The sequence below is a fragment of the Klebsiella sp. LY genome (assembly GCF_004010915.1).
GTDB lineage: Bacteria > Pseudomonadota > Gammaproteobacteria > Enterobacterales > Enterobacteriaceae > Klebsiella > Klebsiella quasipneumoniae.
Window position 1 is genome coordinate 5,005,426 of sequence record NZ_CP022444.1, and the last position, 16,544, is coordinate 5,021,969.

The following is a 16,544-nucleotide window of genomic DNA, read 5'->3' on the forward strand; positions in this document are numbered from 1 at the left end:
TGAAAAAGAAAAGCAAATCAGGAGTGTGGAAGGGCTATGCAAGACGATATCAACCAGGAGATCACCTTCCGCAAGTTGTCGGTCTTTATGATGTTTATGGCGAAAGGCAATATCGCCAGAACCGCCGAAGCGATGAAGCTCAGCAGCGTCAGCGTCCACCGCGCGCTGCATACGCTGGAAGAGGGGGTGGGCTGCCCGCTGTTTGTTCACAAAGGGCGCAATTTACTGCCGCTGCAGGCGGCATGGACGCTGCTGGAATATTGTCAGGATGTGATGAGTCTGATGAGCCGGGGGCTTGAGGCGACGCGCAAAGTCGCCGGCGTCGGCCAGGGGCGGCTGCGCATCGGCACTCTTTATTCCCTGACCCTGGAAACCGTCCCGCGCATTATCATGGGCATGAAGCTGCGGCGCCCTGAGCTGGAGCTGGATCTGACCATGGGCTCTAACCAGATGCTGCTGGATATGCTGGAAGACGACGCTCTCGACGCTATCCTGATCGCCACCAATGAAGGGGAATTCAATAATACCGCTTTCGACGTGGTGCCGCTGTTTGAGGACGATATTTTTCTCGCCGCCCCGGCGACGGAGCAGCTGGATGCCTCACAACTCGCCGACCTGCGCGATTACGCCGATCGCAAGTTTGTGTCGCTGGCGGAGGGGTTCGCCACCTATGCCGGATTTCGGGAAGCATTCCATATCGCTGGTTTCGAGCCGGAGATCGTCACCCGGGTGAATGACATCTTTTCGATGATTAGCCTGGTGCAGGCGGGCGTCGGGTTTGCGCTGCTGCCGGGGCGAATGAAGAAAGTCTATGAAAAAGATGTACAGCTGTTAAAGCTGGCGGAACCGTACCAGATGCGCCAGCTGATCTCGATTGTCTATTCACACCATCGCGAGCGCGATGCCGACCTGCTGGCGCTGGCGGCGGAAGGAAGGATGTACGCCCGGAGCCTTATTCGTTAAGCCGCTGCGCCAGATGGCGGGCAACGTCCACGCCGCTGCGTTCCAGCGAAAGGGTCTCCCCGCGCCAGCCCGCCTGGCGGGTCAGGCAGGTCAATACCCCGCCGGGGGGCATCTCAATGGCTAAGCGCGCGTCGCGCTCATCGGCGGCGATCATCGCCTCCTGCCAGTGGACGGTGCGCGCCATGTTCATCGCCAGATCGTCGGCGATCCGCTGCGGCTCCCACAGCACGCGCGCTGTCGAGCCGCTTAAATAGGCGCACTGCGGGCGCGTTAAGGTCAGGTTGGCAAAGGCTTTTGCCAGCGCTGCGGCGGGTTTATCCAGCAGCGCACAGTGCGATGGCACGCTGACCGCCAGCCGCTGCGCCTTGCTGGCGCCCGCCTGCAGCGCCAGCTGTGCCACTTCGGCCATGGCTTCATCGCGTCCGGCGATTACAATCTGCGTTTCGGCGTTGAGGTTGGCGAGATAGACCTCGTGGCCCTGCATCAGCGCCTCAACCCGCGGGCGGGTCAGGCCCATAATCGCCGTCAGCCCGTAACCTTCAGGATAGGCCTGTTCCATGAGATCGCCGCGCAGGGCTACCAGCCGCAGCGCGCTGGCGAAATCGAGCGCGCCGGCAATGACCGCTGCGGGAAAGGCGCCGATGGAGAGGCCGCTGACCATCTGCGGATTAACGCCCTGGCGCTGTAGCTCGCGCGCCCAGGCTACCCCGACGATCAGCAGACAGAGCTGGACCGCACGGGTGTGTTTTAGCGCATCAGCGCTATCGAGAGTCTCGACTTCATCCCCCAGCACGGCGCGCGCCTGGCTGAGGATCGCTTCGCGGTCGGGGATAGCCGCCAGCATGTTGGGACGCTGGGCGCCCTGTCCGGGAAAAGTAAACAAAATCTTCATCATTCCTCCCTGCGCCACGGCGCAGTAGTTAAGCGCGCACCGTGTGACGTTTTCAGCAGCGCCCGCCCATCGCGTAGCCACTCATTGAGGGCGAAGGCGCCGTACGGCGTTTCGACCTGGGTATCGGCGCGGCACGGGAGCTTGGCCACCCGGGACTGCCATTCCAGCAGCGCCTCGCGGGCCAGCGGCTGCGGCGCGCGGATCAGCAGATCCAAATCGCTTGCTGCATGGAGTACCGGGATTTCGGTCGCCAGCGCGTAGCCAGTGCTGCCGGTGACGCCCCAGCGCCAGGGCCAGTCGTCCAGCGTCAGGGCGATAGCCGCCTGCACCGGCGGCTGCGAAACAAAAGGAGAGCCCAGCAGGCGCTCGCGCTCCACCAGCATCTCCGGGGTGACGCTGCGCACGATATTCTGCGCCTGTACCCAGCCGGCGGCGCGCTGCTCGCGCTTCATGCCCCGCACCCCAACCGGGATGCGGGCCTGGCCGTCAACGTCGCGCCTCACCACCACCGGCAGCGCGGCTCGCCACTGCTGAACCACCCACGGCTCGGCAATATCTTCCAGGGCGCTGGCGTGGTTTAACCAAACTAAATCGTGGGGACGCGGCGTTGATGACATGGTTTACAGTCCTGAAGTCAAAGAGATAAACAGCGGTAACGACAGGATACACAGAACCGAGCTTAACAACAGCACGGCTTCAGCATCCGGGGACTGCACGCCGAAGCGGTTGCCGAACACCACGCCGAAGAAGCCGGCGGCCAGGGCAATCATCAGGATCGCGGTAATCGCGATGGAGCCATGCAGACCCAGCAGCATCACCAGACCCCAGGCGATAAACGGCTGTACCAGCAGTTTTACGAGGGTGGAGGTGGCGATCAGCGCATTGAGCTGCAGTTTACGCGCCGAGAGGATTACCCCGGTGAGGAACAGCGCTGCTGCGGTAGCGGCCAGGCCCAGCGGTTTGATGGAGGCCAGCAGCAGGTCCGGCATTTTAATGCCGATCGCGGAAAGCACCACCCCAAGCAGCGGGCCCCAGACGATCGGTTTTTTCACTGAACGCCACATCAGCACCGGCAGCATCGCCAGCGTAGAACCGCTGTTTTCACCCGCGGCGCGGGCTTTTTCACGCTCCAGAATCAGCAGGCAGAACGGGGTCATCAGTACCGAGCCGCAGGCGATAGAGACCGCCACCGACAGCGAGGTTGACGCGCCTTCACCCAGCACGCTGCCGAGGATCGGCAGACCTAACGCGGCATAGTTTGGCAGGGCGACGGTGAGGGTCAGCACCGCGGCATCCTGCGGGGTGCGTTTGAACACGCTGGTGGCGAGGAAGTAGATCGCGGCATAGGTGATCCACATCGCCCCGGTCAGCACCAGCACCAGCGGCGACTGGGCGACGATACCGGCCCACGGCGTTTGTACCGTCGCGCTAAACAGCGTGGCGGGTAAGGCGAAATCCATTACAAAAATATTAAGCAGCGAGACGTTTTTGTTATCTACCATCCCGGCCTTACCGGCCCAGAAGCCCAGCAGCATAATGACGAAAATCGGGGCAAGAGCATGAATAATCACATAAGTCATAAATCACCTGTAAATAAAATAGAGTACTGGCGCGATTGTTATTTTTTCTAAAAGCCGTCCCTGCCCGGCGCGGTTATTACGCGCTCCGGGGGACGGCTTCCGGCAGGTTTTCTTCTACTACTTACGTACGAACGAACGTCTTACCAGCTGGCGCGCATAAGGTCGCGGACCTGCTGCGAACTGCGGCGGTTTTCCGCACCCAGGCGGCACTTCAGCGAGGGATCCTGGCGCGCGTCAGCGATGGCGTCGCGCAGGGTACGGCTGACCAGTGACAGATCGCCTTCGTCTGGCGCATCCGGATGGTTGATATCAAGCAGGGCGGAGAGCAGGCCGAGCGTAGCGTAGTTGCTGACGTCGTAGGCCATCGGCGGGATGGTCGCCGCCAGTTTCTCCAGCGCCTCTACGGTACGCAGCGTAATGCGCGCTGCCGATGCTTTACCCATCGCGTGAACCAGCACGCCGCTATCGTTAAAGGCTATCAGGCGGTTGGCCTGATAGCCGTGGGCCAGAAACGCCCCGGACATCGCTTTGCCGACAATCAGGCCAATCACCGGGTGGCCGGCCAGACGGGCTTTGGCGTAGGCACCTGCCGCTCCGGCCAGCGCCTGGTGAATACCAAAGGCTTCTTCGCGGCGGCCATAGGCCTGGCTCGGGACATCAATTACCGCGACGATCGGCCGTTTGACAGGCTGATCGGCGTCAGCGGCGATGGTTTCGTTGACCACTTTCGCCAGCGTCCAGCCTTCCAGCAGGCCGACTTCGCCGCCGGCGGCGCGCGGGTAGTGGTTGTTAGCGTCAGGTACCACGGCGATAAAGCGGACGCTTTCGCCATCAATCTGGCCATCTGCGACCTGCACCGAAGGGCACAGACCACTCATCAGCGGCGCGTCGGGCGCCAGTTTGTTCAGCCACAGCGCGGCGCGGTTTGGGAACTGGCTCATTATTTCTCCTCCCGGGCAAAAAGCTGTTTAATCTGCGCGGTATCCGCCTGCTGGCGGGTGTCGAACTGGCTTAAACGGCGCAGGTAATCGTCATAATTGTCGCTGCGGTGCTGCGCCGGTACGCCTTTGGCGATCGCCTCGTTCATCGCGGTTTTGACCGCGTTGACGCCATCGTTAACCAGCGCGTCGACCAGGCCGCTGGCGGCGCGAATTTCGCCGCCGGTCATGCTCCAGATAAACGGCCGGTTGCGTGAGTCGTACTCTTCAATGCCGGCTTCCTGCTCGATAACCTGTGGGCCGTTGAGGCCGAGACGGGCTTCACGGGTGACGATAAGGTAGCTGCACAGCGCCGCGGCGATGGACATACCGCCGAAGCAGCCGACGGTACCGGTAATAATGCCGACCACCGGGGTGTAGCGGCGCAGGTCGACAATTGCGGCGTGAATATCGGCGATGGCGGCCAGACCGAGGTTGGCCTCCTGCAGACGTACGCCGCCGGTTTCGAGGCACAGCACCGCCTGGGTCGGGATACCGTTGCGGTTATCTTCCGCCGCCAGCTCCAGCGCGGCGGCCATTTTGGCGCCGGAGACTTCGCCCATACTGCCGCCCTGGAAGGTGCCTTCGATGGCAATCACCACCGCCGGCTGGCCGTTGATCGTGCCTTTGGCGACCACCATACCGTCGTCGGACTGTGGGACGATGCCCTGCGCGCCGAGCCACGGCGACATAATGCCTTCAAACGGATCCAGCAGTTCGCGGTAACTGCCGTCGTCCAGCAGGGCGTGGGCGCGTTCGCGAGCGCGCAGTTCGATAAAGCTGCGATCGTTACGCATGAGCGGCCTCCTCAAATACTTGTTCAATACGAATACGAGCGACGCCCGGCGTGGCGCCGAAGTCGTGAATAACCAACTGCCCGGCGGGCAGGCCGTTGATCAGGTTCAGCCGGTCGAACAGCGCCTGCCAGCGCGCCTGGCTGTTATCCACCGAGGTGGTAATTTGCACGCGGAGCGTATCGCTCCCGGCGGCGGTATAGAGCACCTCCATATCGCCTGAACCTACAACCCCTGCCAACGCTCTGCCGCTGAGGGCGCGGCTGGCAGGAAATGACAATGTAATCTGTTCCATAACATCCTCTGAATGCGTTAGCCGGCAACCCGGTCGAGAAACAGGGTGGCGGCAAGGAGATCGGCGGCGCCGCCCGGCGAGGCGTTGTGCGCCAGCATCTGCGCGTCAAGTCGCGCCAGGGCGGCGCGTCCGGCGACGCTGGCGCAACCGCCGGCCGCCAGCACCTCGCGGGCGCCCTGCTGCATGGTCTGCAGGCCGCTCATGCCGGCGCGCGACAGCACGCAGGTATCGCTCAGCGAGGTCATGATGGCCATCAGCGCGTCAAGTCGCGCCTGCGGCTCGCTGGCGCCCCGGGCGCGGCTTTGCTGTAACTGCGGCAGCGCCAGGGCGGTGATATGCGGGAAACCGCGCTGCGCCTCTTCGCGCGCGCCAGGCACCTGCCAGCGGCGGCTGGCGCGCAGCCCTTTACTGAAGCTTTTCGGCGCCAGGCTGTCGGGCAGGCGGGCGAGGGCGGCGGCGGTGTCGGCGATCGTCTGTGATTGACCCTCTCCACCCAACATCGCCACCGCGCTGACCAGCAGCCCCAGCGCCCAGATGGCGCCGCGGTGGGTATTGACCCCGCCGGTGGCCTGCATCATCTGCGCTTCGCCTTCGCGACCGAGGCGGCCGACGGTTTCGCGCAGCGCGATATCCGCCGGGCGGCGCCAGCTTTGCTGGGCCAGCGCGTGGAAGGTCGGCTGCAGGCTGCGGGCGGAGCGTTCCATCAGCGCCAGCGTGAGGTCCTGATGCGCGCCACTGCCGCGGCTGTCGACCAGACCCGGTTTCGGGCTCAGACGGGCTTCGTCAATCAGGCAGGCGCTGGCGGTGTCCGCCAGCCAGCTGACAAGACTTTCGGCGTGCAGGGGAGAGAAAATTTTCATTACCAGCTCCGGAATTTTGCCGGTGGGTTGTACAGTCCGTCGGACCATTCCACCAGGTCGGCGACGCTGCCGGCGGCCAGCAGTGAACGGGTTGCCTCGCTGCGGCGAATACCCAGATCTTCCGGGTAGACCACTTTGCCGCTCTGACGCAGGGCAGCCACGCGTTTTGCGTCCACCCCGAGGCCAATATCGGTGATCCCGGCCACTGCGGCGACCATCGCCCGGCGCTCTTCCAGGCTTTCCGCACGATACAGATAGGCGATACCCTCTTCGGTCAGCACGTGGGTGACGTCATCGCCGTAAATCATCACCGGCGCCAGCGGCATGCCGGAGGTTTTGGCCACGTCGACCGCGTCGAGGGTCTCAACGAAGGTCGGTTTCACGCCGGCCTGGAAGGTTTCGACCATCTGCACCACCAGTTTTTTACCGCGCTGCATTGGGTCCGGCTCGGTGATCATATTGAGCCAGGCAGGGGTAGCGTGGCGGCGGCCGTGCGGATCGTGGCCCATGTTCGGCGCGCCGCCGAAGCCGGAAAGGCGGCCGCGTGTGACGGTCGAGGAGTTAGCCAGTCCATCCAACTGCAGGGTCGAACCGATAAACATATCCACCGCGTACTGACCCGCCAGCTGGCAGAAGGCGCGGTTGGAACGCATGGAGCCGTCCGGGCCGGTAAAGAAGATATCCGGGCGGGCGCGGATGTACTCTTCCATCCCCAGCTCGCCGCCGAAGCAGTGCACGCTCTCCACCCAGCCGCTCTCGATCGCCGGGATCAGGGTCGGATGCGGGTTCAGGGTCCAGTGTTTACAGATTTTGCCTTTCAGGCCGAGCTGTTCGCCGTAGGTCGGTAGCAGCAGTTCGATGGCGGCGGTGTTGAAGCCGATCCCGTGGTTGAGGGACTGCACCTGATGCTCTGCGTAGATGCCCTTGATCGCCATCATCGCCATCAGAATGTGTTCTTGCTTAATCAGGCGCGGGTCGCGGGTGAACAGTGGTTCAATAAAGAACGGCTTGTCGGCGACCACCACGTAATCAATCCACGAGCCGGGAATATCGACGCGGGGCAGATCGCACTCGTCGTCCACCAGTTCGTTGACCTGAGCGATAACAATGCCGTCGTGGAAGGCGGCGGCCTCCACCAGTGCCGGGGTATCTTCGGTACTCGGCCCGGTATAGAGGTTTCCTTTGCGGTCGGCTTTGTAGCCGGCGATCAGCGCGACGTTAGGCGACAGATCGACGTACAGGCGGGAGTAGAGTTCGATATAGGTATGAATGGCGCCGATTTCCAGCAGCCCATCTTCCAGCAGCTGCGAAATGCGCAGGCTTTGGGTACCGGAGAAGGAGAAATCGAGCTTACGGGCGATGCCTTTTTCAAACAGGTCAAGGTGTTCGCTGCGCCCGACGCTGGGCATGATCATATGCAGATCGTGGATTTTCTGCGGATTGACTTCCGCCAGCATGCGGGAGAGAAAATCGGCCTGCTTCTGGTTGTTGCCTTCCAGCACCACCCGGTCGCCGGGGGCGAGCAGGTTTTCCAGTACGCTGACCAGCTGGTCAGTGGGGATGACTTTGCCCGGGATGTTGGCCTCGGCCAGCCGCCGTTGCTTTTCCGTCCGGCGACGGTTCCAGACCCGCCCCGTCGTTTGTTCGGCATTCATTATTAACCTCCTGATTCGACAAATCGTTTTGTTTGTCCTGGTGGAGGGTAGTGTGCGACGCGGGGCGCGGAGCATCAATTAAGCACGGCGGCCAATCGTTAGCCTCAGAGTAACAATGGTGAGTGGCCCTTTGTGATGAGGATCAATAATACAAAAGGCGTAGTGGTCTACGGCAGCTGACAAGGAGAGGAGGGCCGGTCAGCCACCGGCCCGGGGAAGGGTTACTGTTTGCTCACATCACTTAGTAAGAAGGCGATGCTCTGCCCGCCGCTGGTCTGCTCAAGGGCAATTTTGACGATAATCGTCAACGGCACCGACAGGAGCATACCGACCGGACCCAGCAGCCAGCCCCAGAAGATCAATGACAGGAACACCACCAGGGTGGAGAGCCCCAGGCCGCGCCCCATGATCCGCGGTTCGAGAATATTGCCGAACACCAGGTTAACGATCAGATAGCCGGCCAGCACCACCAGCGCCTCGTACAGGCCGCCGAACACCAGCACCTGCAGGATCGGCGGGATGGCAGCCAGTACGGAACCGATATTGGGAATATAGTTCAGCGCGAAAGCCAGTAGCCCCCACATAAAGGCGAAGCGCACGTCCAGCAGAACCAGCATTCCCCAGACCACCAGCCCGGTGACCAGGCTAATCGCGGTCTTCAGCACCAGATAATGCGACACGCTGTCGATAGCGCGCTGGATAGCCCCCATGCCTTCTACCGGGCGGGACATCAGCTGCTGGAGTTTTGCGGGGAGCTGCGGCACCTCCAGCAGCATAAACACCACCGTCAGCAGCAGCAGAAAAATCGAGGACATGGCGTTCGACAGCTGAGTGAGCAGACTGGTGACCAGGGTCATCACGGCGTTGGGGTCGATGTATTTGTTAAGCTCCACCACCGAGACGGTAAAACCCAGGCGCTGCAGCCAGGGGGCGATGGTTTGCATCGGTTCGTAGAGATAGTTGCGGTACTGCGGCAGGGTGCGCGCCAGCTCGTTAAGCGAGGTCCCCAGCGAGGCCAGCAGCACAACGGCTAACATCACGATAAGGCCTATCAGCAGTGAGATCGCCAGCACGCGCGGCACTCGGCAGCGGACCAGCAGCTGCACCAGCGGATTAAGGATCACCGCCAGAAAAAGCGCGAGAATAAACGGGACAATAATGTCTGCCGCAAAGCGAATGCCGGTCAGGATGATCACCAGCATGCCCAGCATGATGACCATCTTTAGTCCGTTAAGTGTAATAATAGGTTTAGCCATAGGATCCCGTCCTCAATCTTCCTTGCCTGTTAACAGGTTGCGTTACATTAGCATAATGACGTTTTTTTTCAGAAAAAACGCATTGCTGCAAAACCGCGGCGTAAAGAATTGCAAAGTCTTTGAATTAAATGTAGCACTATGCTACAAATCTACCTGTGTTTAACTACTGAGGACAATTTCCATCCGCACCGGACGAGAAGCAACACCGCGGATAATTGTAATTTTATGGACAATCAGTTCAGGATGTATATTTTAAATCACCCCGCAGTATCCCTCACTTTTTCCCGTTTTGCCGGCGAACAGCACTGGCATTCGGCCCTATAGTCACCTTCTTTCTGCCTGAGCTGGCGCCAAGCGCACAGCGAAATCTACGTCAGAAATTTTCCGGTTTACGCGTCGCGTAAACGGTAATGGATTATATTCTCAAGCAGGAGAAGGGATCATGTTTTATTGGATTTTATTAGCTTTAGCTATTGTTGCTGAAATTACCGGCACGTTGTCGATGAAATGGGCAAGCATCAGCGGTGGGCATACCGGCTATATTTTAATGCTGGCCATGATAGCTCTGTCATATATTTTTCTCGCCTTTGCAGTTAAAAAAATTGCCCTCGGCGTGGCTTACGCGTTATGGGAAGGGATTGGCATTTTGCTGATCACCCTGTTCAGCGTTCTGTTATTTGATGAAAGCTTGTCGCTGCTGAAAATAGCCGGTCTGACCACACTGGTGGTGGGGATCGTCCTGATTAAGTCCGGCACCCAGAAAAAAGCGTCGTCGAAGCAGGAGGTGGCTCATGCAGCAGTTTGAGTGGATCCACGCCGCCTGGTTGGCTATCGCCATTGTTCTGGAGATTATTGCCAACGTCTTTTTGAAGTTTTCCGACGGTTTCCGCCGCAAGGTCTATGGCATCCTGTCGCTGGCGGCGGTGCTGGGCGCATTCAGCGCCCTCTCGCAGGCGGTAAAAGGCATCGATCTGTCGGTTGCCTATGCGCTGTGGGGCGGCTTCGGTATCGCGGCGACCATCGCCGCCGGCTGGGTGCTGTTTGGCCAGCGCCTGAATAACAAAGGCTGGGCGGGAGTCATCCTGTTGGTTGCCGGCATGGTGTTAATTAAACTCGCCTGACGTCGCGCCGCCTGCAAAGCCAGGCGGCAAAACGGGTCCGCTGTAGTATGCTTACCTCAAGACCGGCCCCGCAGTTATTGTGCCCGGTGACGATGAGGACTGCGCATGTTCACAGCTTTCGGCTGGCGGAAAATTCCTTCCGCCAGGACGTTGTCAATAATGATTTTTCTCGCCGGGCTCGGCCTCACCGCGTCGGTGATCTCCCTGCTTTACCTGTCGCAACACCTCATTGCCAGCAAATCCAATGAAATTGACCAGCAGCGTTCGGTCCTGTCGGTGGAAGGGGCGGTGCAGACATCGGTCAACCGGGTGCTGTCCCTGGTGCTGGACAATGCCATCTGGGACGATGCGGTGACACAGACTTACGCCCCCAGACTGGATCAAAAATGGCTGTACGACACCTGGGGATCGGGCTTCAAAATCAATAACCTGTACGACGGCACCTTTGTCCTTGATGAACATTATCACATTCTGTGGGGCGCCTTTCAGAGTCAGGTGATGCCCCGGACAGACCTTTCATTTCTCGGCGCCGGGCTGACCAGCCTGATCCGTTATCATGCAAAGGCTCTGCGCGAGGGCAAAAACGCCTTCGCCGGCGTCACGCGCACCGAGGCAGGGATCGCTTTCGTCGGCATCGGCCTGATCCGGCCGACGACCGGCCGGCTGCAGGTGGCTGACGATACCCGGCGCTATCTGGTCATTACCCGGCACATCAGTCCTCAGCTGCTGCAGCGTTTAGGCGACACCTTCCAGATAAGTCATCTCCATCTCAGCGACAGCCCCGGCGAACACCGTATTCCGCTGCGCACGCAGGGAGGCGAGGTGCTGGGCTATCTGGCGTGGCAGCCGCGTCTGCCCGGCGCCGAAGCGGCCCTGGCCTCATCAGGCAGTATGCGGCTGATCGCCGGGGTGGCCGCCAGCCTGATCCTGCTGTTTATTCTGTTCAGCAGCCTCGGCATGTATAAGCTGGCCCGCGGCGAACGTCAGGCGCGGGAGATCGCCCTGATTGACTGGCTCAGCCGGCTGCCCAACCGACGAGCGCTGCTGCTGCGGTTAAGCCAGGTGTGCGACACGAGTAAGCACGACATGCAGTGCGTGGTGTTTATCGATCTGGACGGATTTAAGGATGTGAATGATAACTATGGCCACGATGTGGGCGACGCCCTGATCCGCCATATCGCCAGCGCGCTGCAAAAACGGGTGCCGGCGGAGGCCATGCTGGCGAGAATGGGCGGGGATGAATTCGCCATGGCGGTGAGCGGCGAACAAGCGATCGACCGGGCGGCGGCGTTCGCCTGGGCGGCGCTGGAGCTGCTGAAAGCGCCGGTGGCACTGAGCAAACGCAAAATTTATATCGGCGCCAGCATCGGCATCGCCAGCGGAACCCCGGCGGAATGCTCCAGTACCGAACTGTTTCGCCGGGCGGATATCGCCATGTACCACGCCAAGAAGAGCGGCAAGGGGCAGACGGCCTGGTATGACGATGCGCTGGATGCCGTGCGACGTCATCAGCTGATGATCGAGAATGGCATCCGTCAGGGGCTGGAGCAGGATGAATTTGAGGTCTGGTATCAGCCGGTAGTCGATGCCGATACCCTGACGATGACCGGTGTTGAAGCGCTGCTGCGCTGGCCGCGTCGCCCGCAGGGTGCGCTGGCGCCGGATGCATTTATCGCCATTGCCGAGAGCAGCGGCCTGATTGACACCCTCGGCCAGTTCGTTCTGCAACGTGCCTGCAGCGACCTGCAGCCGGTGAGCGATCTGCTGCTGTCGGTGAACATCTCCCCGGCGCAATTTCGCGATCCGGCTTTTGAAAGCCGGGTGATGGAGACGGTCGCTGCCTGCCGATTTCCGCCGTCGCGCCTGCAAGTGGAGGTGACGGAGAGTTATGTGCTGGAAAATCCGGAACGTTCGCAGGCGGTGGTGGAGAATCTGAAGGCCCAGGGCATCGCCGTGGCGCTGGACGATTTTGGCACCGGTTATTCGAGCATCGGCTATTTACGCCGCTTTCGTTTTGACAGCCTGAAGATTGACAAATCCCTCGCCGGGCGGGTGGACTGTGATGCGCAGGCGGCGGAGATGGTGCGCGGCACGGTGCGCATCGCCCGCGCGCTGGGGATGACGGTCGTGGCTGAGGGGGTTGAAGATCCGCAACAGCTGGCGCTGCTGCGGCGGGCCGGTTGCGACCGGCTACAGGGCTTTTACTTCAGTAAACCGATGCCGATCGCCGACCTGCTGCAGCGGCGCCAGCAGCAGGGGTAATTACTCTCCGGCCAGCGCCTCCAGCTTATCGCGAAAGCCGGTCACCGCGATGGCACGGTTGTCCGCTCGCCAGCGATCCTGCGGGCCGGGAGCCGAACTTTGCACGGCGATCACTTGCCAGCCGTCTGCGGTTTTCAGCAGCAGCGGCGAGCCGCTGTCGCCGGGCAGGGTGTCACACTGGTGCGACAGGACGCTGTTTTGCGCCCAGCCGGTGACGATGCAGTCCTGGTGGCTATAAAGATTATCCAGATGATCTTCAGGATAACCTGACTGGGTCACTTTCCGGTCCGCCGCCTTCAGCGCCGCGGTTAAATCGGCCTTACTGCCGGGGAAGAGCGGGATCGGCGTGATGCCCGAGGGAGCATAGCGCAGCACGATCAGGCCAAAATCCGAGGGCGCCGCGGCGGAGGGAACGATCCAGCCGTCGCCGTCGGCTTTCAGGCGCTTGCCTAACCCGGGATCCACTCGTCCGTCAATGCCGTGGATCTCATACACCCAGTTTCCCTTGCGGGAAATAAAGCGCAGAGCGACCGCTTTGTCCGGCTTGCCGCGCGGGGGCGTTAACAGGCAGTGGCCCGCGGTCAGCGCCAGGTTGGGGGAGATGAGCGTCGCCGTGCACAGATTGCCGCTGGCGGTCTCCAGCTGGCCAATCGCGTCCCACGGGCTCTCCTCCGGACGGCTCACCGCTTTACGGTCATCGTGACCGAAAAACAACGTCTTAATATCTTTGGCGCTCAGTCCGTTATCATCGGCATGTGCGCCCAGAGGTAACAGATAAAATGAACACAGTAATAACAGAACGTTTCTACACATATCACTCTCTGGGGAGGCTATGATGTCTATTGACAGTAGCAGGAGATTTAAGTTTATGAAAGTAAACAATAATTCTTATCAGGCCAAACGGCATGTCTCATCTGCGCGCGGCGGGCCCTGGCGCGGGTAAAACCGTCTGATTTCAATCGGTTAATACCAGTAACCTTCTGCTGCTATTTCCGCAGAAAGCGCGGTCTGGCGCAAGAACATTCGTGTATCAGAACGTACTGAAATTGGCGAATAATGCAGCAACACTTCTTTAAGGTTATTCCTGGTTTGTCAGCGGAATGCGCAAAAATAATACGTTTACCCGCCAGAACTTCACCAGAATTCGCACTTCTTTACGCCTCACGTAATAATTTTCAATGCGAAACATTTTCTCACCGAAAACATTGTTATCGTCACCCCGCCGTTGAGTAAATAGAGAGGTAATACCGGCGATGATAGCCTGAATTCTATTTCCCCGGCGTTCGGAGGGTATATGTCTAAAAAAGGTATTCGCGCACTGGTGTATGTTTCCCTGGTCTCCGTGGCCATCTGGGGCGCAACCGGCTATCTGGTGATGGAAGCGGTACGTGCTTTGTGATGAGTCTGGCCGCCGCGTGGGAGCCAGGCGCGCGATGGTTTCTTGCTAACGTGTCTGGCGTCTTCGGGCGCCGGGCATTATTTGCGCCGCTGGCAGCGGCAGGGTACAGAGAGTGGTAAGAGGCAGGCAATAATATTTACGCGACATTCACCTTCCGGGAAGTCTGCGCCAGGCGGCAAAAAGGGAGAGGGGGCGAAACAATTAATAGAGGAAAAAGCGGGTCGCAACCACTGCGCAAATGATTAACAGGATCAGGATGAGCTCAAAACGATAGCGCCGCAGCATAGTGCTCTCCAGAAAAAACGGCGCTGAAACAGCGCCGATTATTTAAGAAGGTTGGTTCACCGGGAGGAATTATGCTGCCGGCTGTGCAGCAGGTTTAGCGGCCTGGTGTTTGGTGGTTTTGTGGTGTTTTTTCGCTGCCTGGGCTTTCTGGGCTACCGGTTTAGCGGCAGCTTTGTGGTGCTTTTTAGCGGCCTGGGCTTTCTGCGGAGCGGCTGGTTTAGCTTCTGCTTTTTTGTGTTTTTTAGCGGCCTGGGCTTTCTGGGCAGCGGCTGGTTTCGCTTCTGCTTTCTTGTGTTTTTTGGCAGCCTGAGCTTTCTGCTCTGCAGCTGGTTTTGCTGCGGCTTTATGGTGTTTTTTGTGATGGGTGGTCTTGGCAGCAGTGCTGTGGGTAGCAGCAGGCGCCTGAGTGGTGCTTACTGCGTCAGCAGCGAAAGCGGCGGAAGAGAGACCCATAGCAGCGGCAACGACCAGAGCTAATACTTTTTTCATTCTGATATCCTCGAAAAGTTTTCTTAATTTCAACCCCACTGCGGGGCCGGTGAAATTACTATATGCTTGTCTTTTCGGGCTTTCCGTGAGTGTTTGGTATCGGCGTGTAACCGAATGTACAAGGCGAGGAGCGAAGGACGCGCCGGGCAGCCCGGCGCGGACGATTACAGATAGCGGGCGGTAAGGTGGTCGCGGAAGTAGCGGCTGTTAAGATCCTCTCCGGTGGCCTGCTGGATCAGCTGCGAGGTGGTGAAGCGGCTGCCATGCTGCCAGATATTCTGCCGCAGCCAGTCAAACAGGGCGCTGAAATCCCCTTCCGCGATATCGCGGTCTAACGTCGGCAGCGCGCGGCGGGCGGCGGCCATCAGCTGCGCGGCGTACATCGCCCCCAGCGTATAGGAAGGGAAGTAGCCGAAGCCGCCGTCGGTCCAGTGAATATCCTGCATACAGCCGTCCCGGTAGTTGCCGGTGGTCGACAGTCCCAGCCAGTGCTGCATTTTCTCATCCCACAGCGACGGAATATCTTCCACCTCGATCTCGCCGTCGATCAGCGCGCGTTCAATTTCATAACGCAGGATCACATGCGCCGGGTAGCTGACCTCATCGGCATCAACGCGAATAAAGCCTGGTTTCACCCGCTGGTTCCAGGCGACAAAATTCTCCTCGCTAAAGGCCGGCCGATCGCCAAAGCGTTCGCGCACCGCCGGCAACAGGCGGTTGAGGAAGCGCTCGCTGCGTCCCAGCTGCATTTCAAAGAACAGGCTTTGCGACTCGTGAATGGCGGTAGAGCGGGCCAGTCCTACCGGCTGGTCGATCCAAGGGCGGGGCAGGTTCTGCTCATAGCGGGCGTGGCCGGTCTCGTGGATCACGCCGAACAGGGCGCTGAGCAGGTCGTTTTCGTTGTAGCGGGTGGTGATGCGCACATCCTGAGGGACGCCGCCGCAGAACGGGTGGGCGCTGATGTCCAGACGCCCGCCGTCAAAGTCAAAGCCGAGGATACGCATCGCCTGCAGACCCAGCTCGCGCTGCTCAGGGATCGGGAACGGCCCCTGCGGGGCGATCAAGGTTCGCGTCGCCTGCTTGTCGACTGCTTGCCGCAGCAGGGACGGCAGCCATGACTTGAGGTCGGCAAACAGGCTGTCCAGCCGGGCGCTGGTCATATCCGGTTCGAAAATATCAAGCAGCGCGTCATAGCGTGAGCCTCCCCGGGCGTCGGCGCGGATCTGCGCTTCCTCGCGGCTCAGTCTGACCACCTCGCGCAAATTTTCGGCAAAGCCAGCCCAGTCGTTAGCCGGCCGATGGCTGCGCCAGGCATGTTCGCAACGGCTACCGGCCAGTGATTTGGCCTCCACCAGACTCTCCGGCAGCAGCGCCGCCTGATCGTACTGACGCTGCATTTCCCGGAGGTTGGCCTGTTCGAGGTCGTTGAGATCCTGCTGGCGGGCCGCCTGCAGCCATTGGCCCACTTTTTTATCGGTCAGGATCTGATGCTGTAGCACGCCGAGTTCCGCCAGCGCTTCGCCGCGGGCGGCGCTACCGCCCGGAGGCATCATGGCGAACATATCCCAGCCGGCGATGGCGGAGAGATGCGAAAAGCGCGACAGGCGCTGAAAGGTGCGGGTAAGCTGCTGATAAGGCGTATTTTCAGTCATAGTAGCGTTCGGTCCGTGACAGGTGAATGAACAGATTATCGGTATGCCTCTACACTATCCTGAT

18 protein-coding genes are annotated in these 16,544 nt (G+C 60.2%); 5 read left to right on the top strand and 13 right to left on the bottom strand.

Translation table 11 applies throughout. From position 1 onward, the window contains the following. The first annotated feature begins 36 nt into the window (after nt 1-36). Nucleotides 37-963 carry a LysR substrate-binding domain-containing protein gene (locus CE636_RS27565; RefSeq protein ID WP_004206070.1) on the top strand — a complete coding sequence of 309 codons (927 nt, stop codon included), beginning with the start codon at nt 37-39 and terminating at the stop codon, nt 961-963. On the opposite strand, the gene mdcH is transcribed toward CE636_RS27565, so the two are convergent. The 9 genes from mdcH to CE636_RS27610 all read right to left on the bottom strand — a co-directional run bounded on the left by mdcH (nt 953) and on the right by CE636_RS27610 (nt 9,272). Continuing rightward, nucleotides 953-1,855 (bottom strand): malonate decarboxylase subunit epsilon, encoded by a 903-nt coding sequence (mdcH, locus tag CE636_RS27570; protein WP_017900312.1) that lies wholly within the window; start codon nt 1,853-1,855, stop codon nt 953-955. The two genes, CE636_RS27565 and mdcH, sit on opposite strands and share 11 nt — an antisense overlap. Next, nucleotides 1,855-2,472 (bottom strand): malonate decarboxylase holo-ACP synthase, encoded by a 618-nt coding sequence (locus CE636_RS27575; RefSeq protein WP_017900313.1) that lies wholly within the window; start codon nt 2,470-2,472, stop codon nt 1,855-1,857. Before CE636_RS27575 ends, mdcH begins: the two co-directional genes overlap by 1 nt. 3 nt (nt 2,473-2,475) lie before the next feature. After that, the gene (locus tag CE636_RS27580) at nt 2,476-3,435 is read right to left on the bottom strand and encodes an AEC family transporter (RefSeq protein ID WP_017900314.1); all 960 of its coding nucleotides are present in this window, start codon (nt 3,433-3,435) and stop codon (nt 2,476-2,478) included. Between the two features lie 140 nt (nt 3,436-3,575). Then, nucleotides 3,576-4,376, bottom strand: a complete 801-nt coding sequence (gene mdcE / locus CE636_RS27585) for a biotin-independent malonate decarboxylase subunit gamma (RefSeq protein WP_017900315.1) — start codon at nt 4,374-4,376, stop codon at nt 3,576-3,578. Beyond that, nucleotides 4,376-5,209 carry a biotin-independent malonate decarboxylase subunit beta gene (locus CE636_RS27590; RefSeq protein ID WP_017900316.1) on the bottom strand — a complete coding sequence of 278 codons (834 nt, stop codon included), beginning with the start codon at nt 5,207-5,209 and terminating at the stop codon, nt 4,376-4,378. The genes mdcE and CE636_RS27590 overlap by 1 nt, the downstream gene beginning before the upstream one ends. Further along, a complete protein-coding gene (gene mdcC, locus CE636_RS27595; protein WP_017900317.1) occupies nt 5,202-5,501 on the bottom strand; it encodes a malonate decarboxylase acyl carrier protein in 300 nt (99 codons plus the stop codon). Before mdcC ends, CE636_RS27590 begins: the two co-directional genes overlap by 8 nt. A 17-nt stretch (nt 5,502-5,518) precedes the next feature. Continuing rightward, nucleotides 5,519-6,361 carry a triphosphoribosyl-dephospho-CoA synthase gene (locus CE636_RS27600; RefSeq protein ID WP_017900318.1) on the bottom strand — a complete coding sequence of 281 codons (843 nt, stop codon included), beginning with the start codon at nt 6,359-6,361 and terminating at the stop codon, nt 5,519-5,521. Next, the gene (gene mdcA, locus CE636_RS27605; protein ID WP_017900319.1) at nt 6,361-8,016 is read right to left on the bottom strand and encodes a malonate decarboxylase subunit alpha; all 1,656 of its coding nucleotides are present in this window, start codon (nt 8,014-8,016) and stop codon (nt 6,361-6,363) included. The genes CE636_RS27600 and mdcA overlap by 1 nt, the downstream gene beginning before the upstream one ends. Nucleotides 8,017-8,237: 221 nt before the next feature. Continuing rightward, the gene (locus CE636_RS27610; protein WP_004206059.1) at nt 8,238-9,272 is read right to left on the bottom strand and encodes an AI-2E family transporter; all 1,035 of its coding nucleotides are present in this window, start codon (nt 9,270-9,272) and stop codon (nt 8,238-8,240) included. A 138-nt stretch (nt 9,273-9,410) separates the two neighbouring features. Here CE636_RS27610 and CE636_RS29720 point away from each other — a divergent pair, with 138 nt between their 5' ends. From CE636_RS29720 to kpnF, 3 genes are all read left to right on the top strand, one after another. Then, the gene (locus CE636_RS29720) at nt 9,411-9,596 is read left to right on the top strand and encodes a hypothetical protein (RefSeq protein WP_004148297.1); all 186 of its coding nucleotides are present in this window, start codon (nt 9,411-9,413) and stop codon (nt 9,594-9,596) included. Between the two features lie 118 nt (nt 9,597-9,714). Beyond that, nucleotides 9,715-10,077 (top strand): multidrug efflux SMR transporter subunit KpnE, encoded by a 363-nt coding sequence (gene kpnE, locus CE636_RS27615; RefSeq protein ID WP_004206058.1) that lies wholly within the window; start codon nt 9,715-9,717, stop codon nt 10,075-10,077. Next, nucleotides 10,064-10,393 carry a multidrug efflux SMR transporter subunit KpnF gene (gene kpnF, locus CE636_RS27620; protein ID WP_004206057.1) on the top strand — a complete coding sequence of 110 codons (330 nt, stop codon included), beginning with the start codon at nt 10,064-10,066 and terminating at the stop codon, nt 10,391-10,393. The genes kpnE and kpnF overlap by 14 nt, the downstream gene beginning before the upstream one ends. 74 nt (nt 10,394-10,467) lie before the next feature. Here kpnF and CE636_RS29480 read toward each other — a convergent pair whose 3' ends face one another. Further along, a complete protein-coding gene (locus CE636_RS29480) occupies nt 10,468-10,581 on the bottom strand; it encodes an ArsR family transcriptional regulator (RefSeq protein WP_224052065.1) in 114 nt (37 codons plus the stop codon). Between CE636_RS29480 and CE636_RS27625 the strand changes: the two genes are divergently transcribed. Then, nucleotides 10,553-12,655: a putative bifunctional diguanylate cyclase/phosphodiesterase gene (locus CE636_RS27625; protein ID WP_025999251.1), complete on the top strand. Its 2,103-nt coding sequence runs from the start codon at nt 10,553-10,555 to the stop codon at nt 12,653-12,655. The two genes, CE636_RS29480 and CE636_RS27625, sit on opposite strands and share 29 nt — an antisense overlap. Here CE636_RS27625 and CE636_RS27630 read toward each other — a convergent pair whose 3' ends face one another. From CE636_RS27630 to CE636_RS27645, 3 genes are all read right to left on the bottom strand, one after another. Continuing rightward, complete coding sequence (locus CE636_RS27630; RefSeq protein ID WP_017900321.1) at nt 12,656-13,468, bottom strand: trypsin-like serine peptidase; 813 nt, start codon at nt 13,466-13,468, stop codon at nt 12,656-12,658. It lies immediately after the preceding gene. Nucleotides 13,469-14,408: 940 nt separating this feature from the next. Then, nucleotides 14,409-14,828: an acid resistance repetitive basic protein Asr gene (gene asr / locus CE636_RS27640; RefSeq protein WP_004206052.1), complete on the bottom strand. Its 420-nt coding sequence runs from the start codon at nt 14,826-14,828 to the stop codon at nt 14,409-14,411. Nucleotides 14,829-14,992: 164 nt separating this feature from the next. Beyond that, entirely contained in the window at nt 14,993-16,480 is a 1,488-nt protein-coding gene (locus tag CE636_RS27645) for a carboxypeptidase M32 (protein WP_017900323.1), read from the bottom strand. Nucleotides 16,481-16,544 lie beyond the last annotated feature (64 nt).

Excerpts from the sequence above, each read along its gene's own strand:
- CE636_RS27625 (WP_025999251.1), top strand. The coding sequence starts at position 10,553 with ATGATTTTTCTCGCCGGGCTCGGCCTCACCGCGTCGGTGATCTCCCTG.
- CE636_RS27565 (WP_004206070.1), top strand. The coding sequence starts at position 37 with ATGCAAGACGATATCAACCAGGAGATCACCTTCCGCAAGTTGTCGGTC.
- kpnE (WP_004206058.1), top strand. The coding sequence starts at position 9,715 with ATGTTTTATTGGATTTTATTAGCTTTAGCTATTGTTGCTGAAATTACC.
- CE636_RS27645 (WP_017900323.1), bottom strand. The coding sequence starts at position 16,480 with ATGACTGAAAATACGCCTTATCAGCAGCTTACCCGCACCTTTCAGCGC.
- asr (WP_004206052.1), bottom strand. The coding sequence starts at position 14,828 with ATGAAAAAAGTATTAGCTCTGGTCGTTGCCGCTGCTATGGGTCTCTCT.
- CE636_RS27580 (WP_017900314.1), bottom strand. The coding sequence starts at position 3,435 with ATGACTTATGTGATTATTCATGCTCTTGCCCCGATTTTCGTCATTATG.
- CE636_RS27590 (WP_017900316.1), bottom strand. The coding sequence starts at position 5,209 with ATGCGTAACGATCGCAGCTTTATCGAACTGCGCGCTCGCGAACGCGCC.
- kpnF (WP_004206057.1), top strand. The coding sequence starts at position 10,064 with ATGCAGCAGTTTGAGTGGATCCACGCCGCCTGGTTGGCTATCGCCATT.
- CE636_RS27610 (WP_004206059.1), bottom strand. The coding sequence starts at position 9,272 with ATGGCTAAACCTATTATTACACTTAACGGACTAAAGATGGTCATCATG.
- CE636_RS27600 (WP_017900318.1), bottom strand. The coding sequence starts at position 6,361 with ATGAAAATTTTCTCTCCCCTGCACGCCGAAAGTCTTGTCAGCTGGCTG.
- mdcA (WP_017900319.1), bottom strand. The coding sequence starts at position 8,016 with ATGAATGCCGAACAAACGACGGGGCGGGTCTGGAACCGTCGCCGGACG.
- mdcE (WP_017900315.1), bottom strand. The coding sequence starts at position 4,376 with ATGAGCCAGTTCCCAAACCGCGCCGCGCTGTGGCTGAACAAACTGGCG.
- CE636_RS29720 (WP_004148297.1), top strand. The coding sequence starts at position 9,411 with ATGCTACAAATCTACCTGTGTTTAACTACTGAGGACAATTTCCATCCG.
- mdcC (WP_017900317.1), bottom strand. The coding sequence starts at position 5,501 with ATGGAACAGATTACATTGTCATTTCCTGCCAGCCGCGCCCTCAGCGGC.
- CE636_RS27575 (WP_017900313.1), bottom strand. The coding sequence starts at position 2,472 with ATGTCATCAACGCCGCGTCCCCACGATTTAGTTTGGTTAAACCACGCC.
- CE636_RS27630 (WP_017900321.1), bottom strand. The coding sequence starts at position 13,468 with ATGTGTAGAAACGTTCTGTTATTACTGTGTTCATTTTATCTGTTACCT.
- mdcH (WP_017900312.1), bottom strand. The coding sequence starts at position 1,855 with ATGAAGATTTTGTTTACTTTTCCCGGACAGGGCGCCCAGCGTCCCAAC.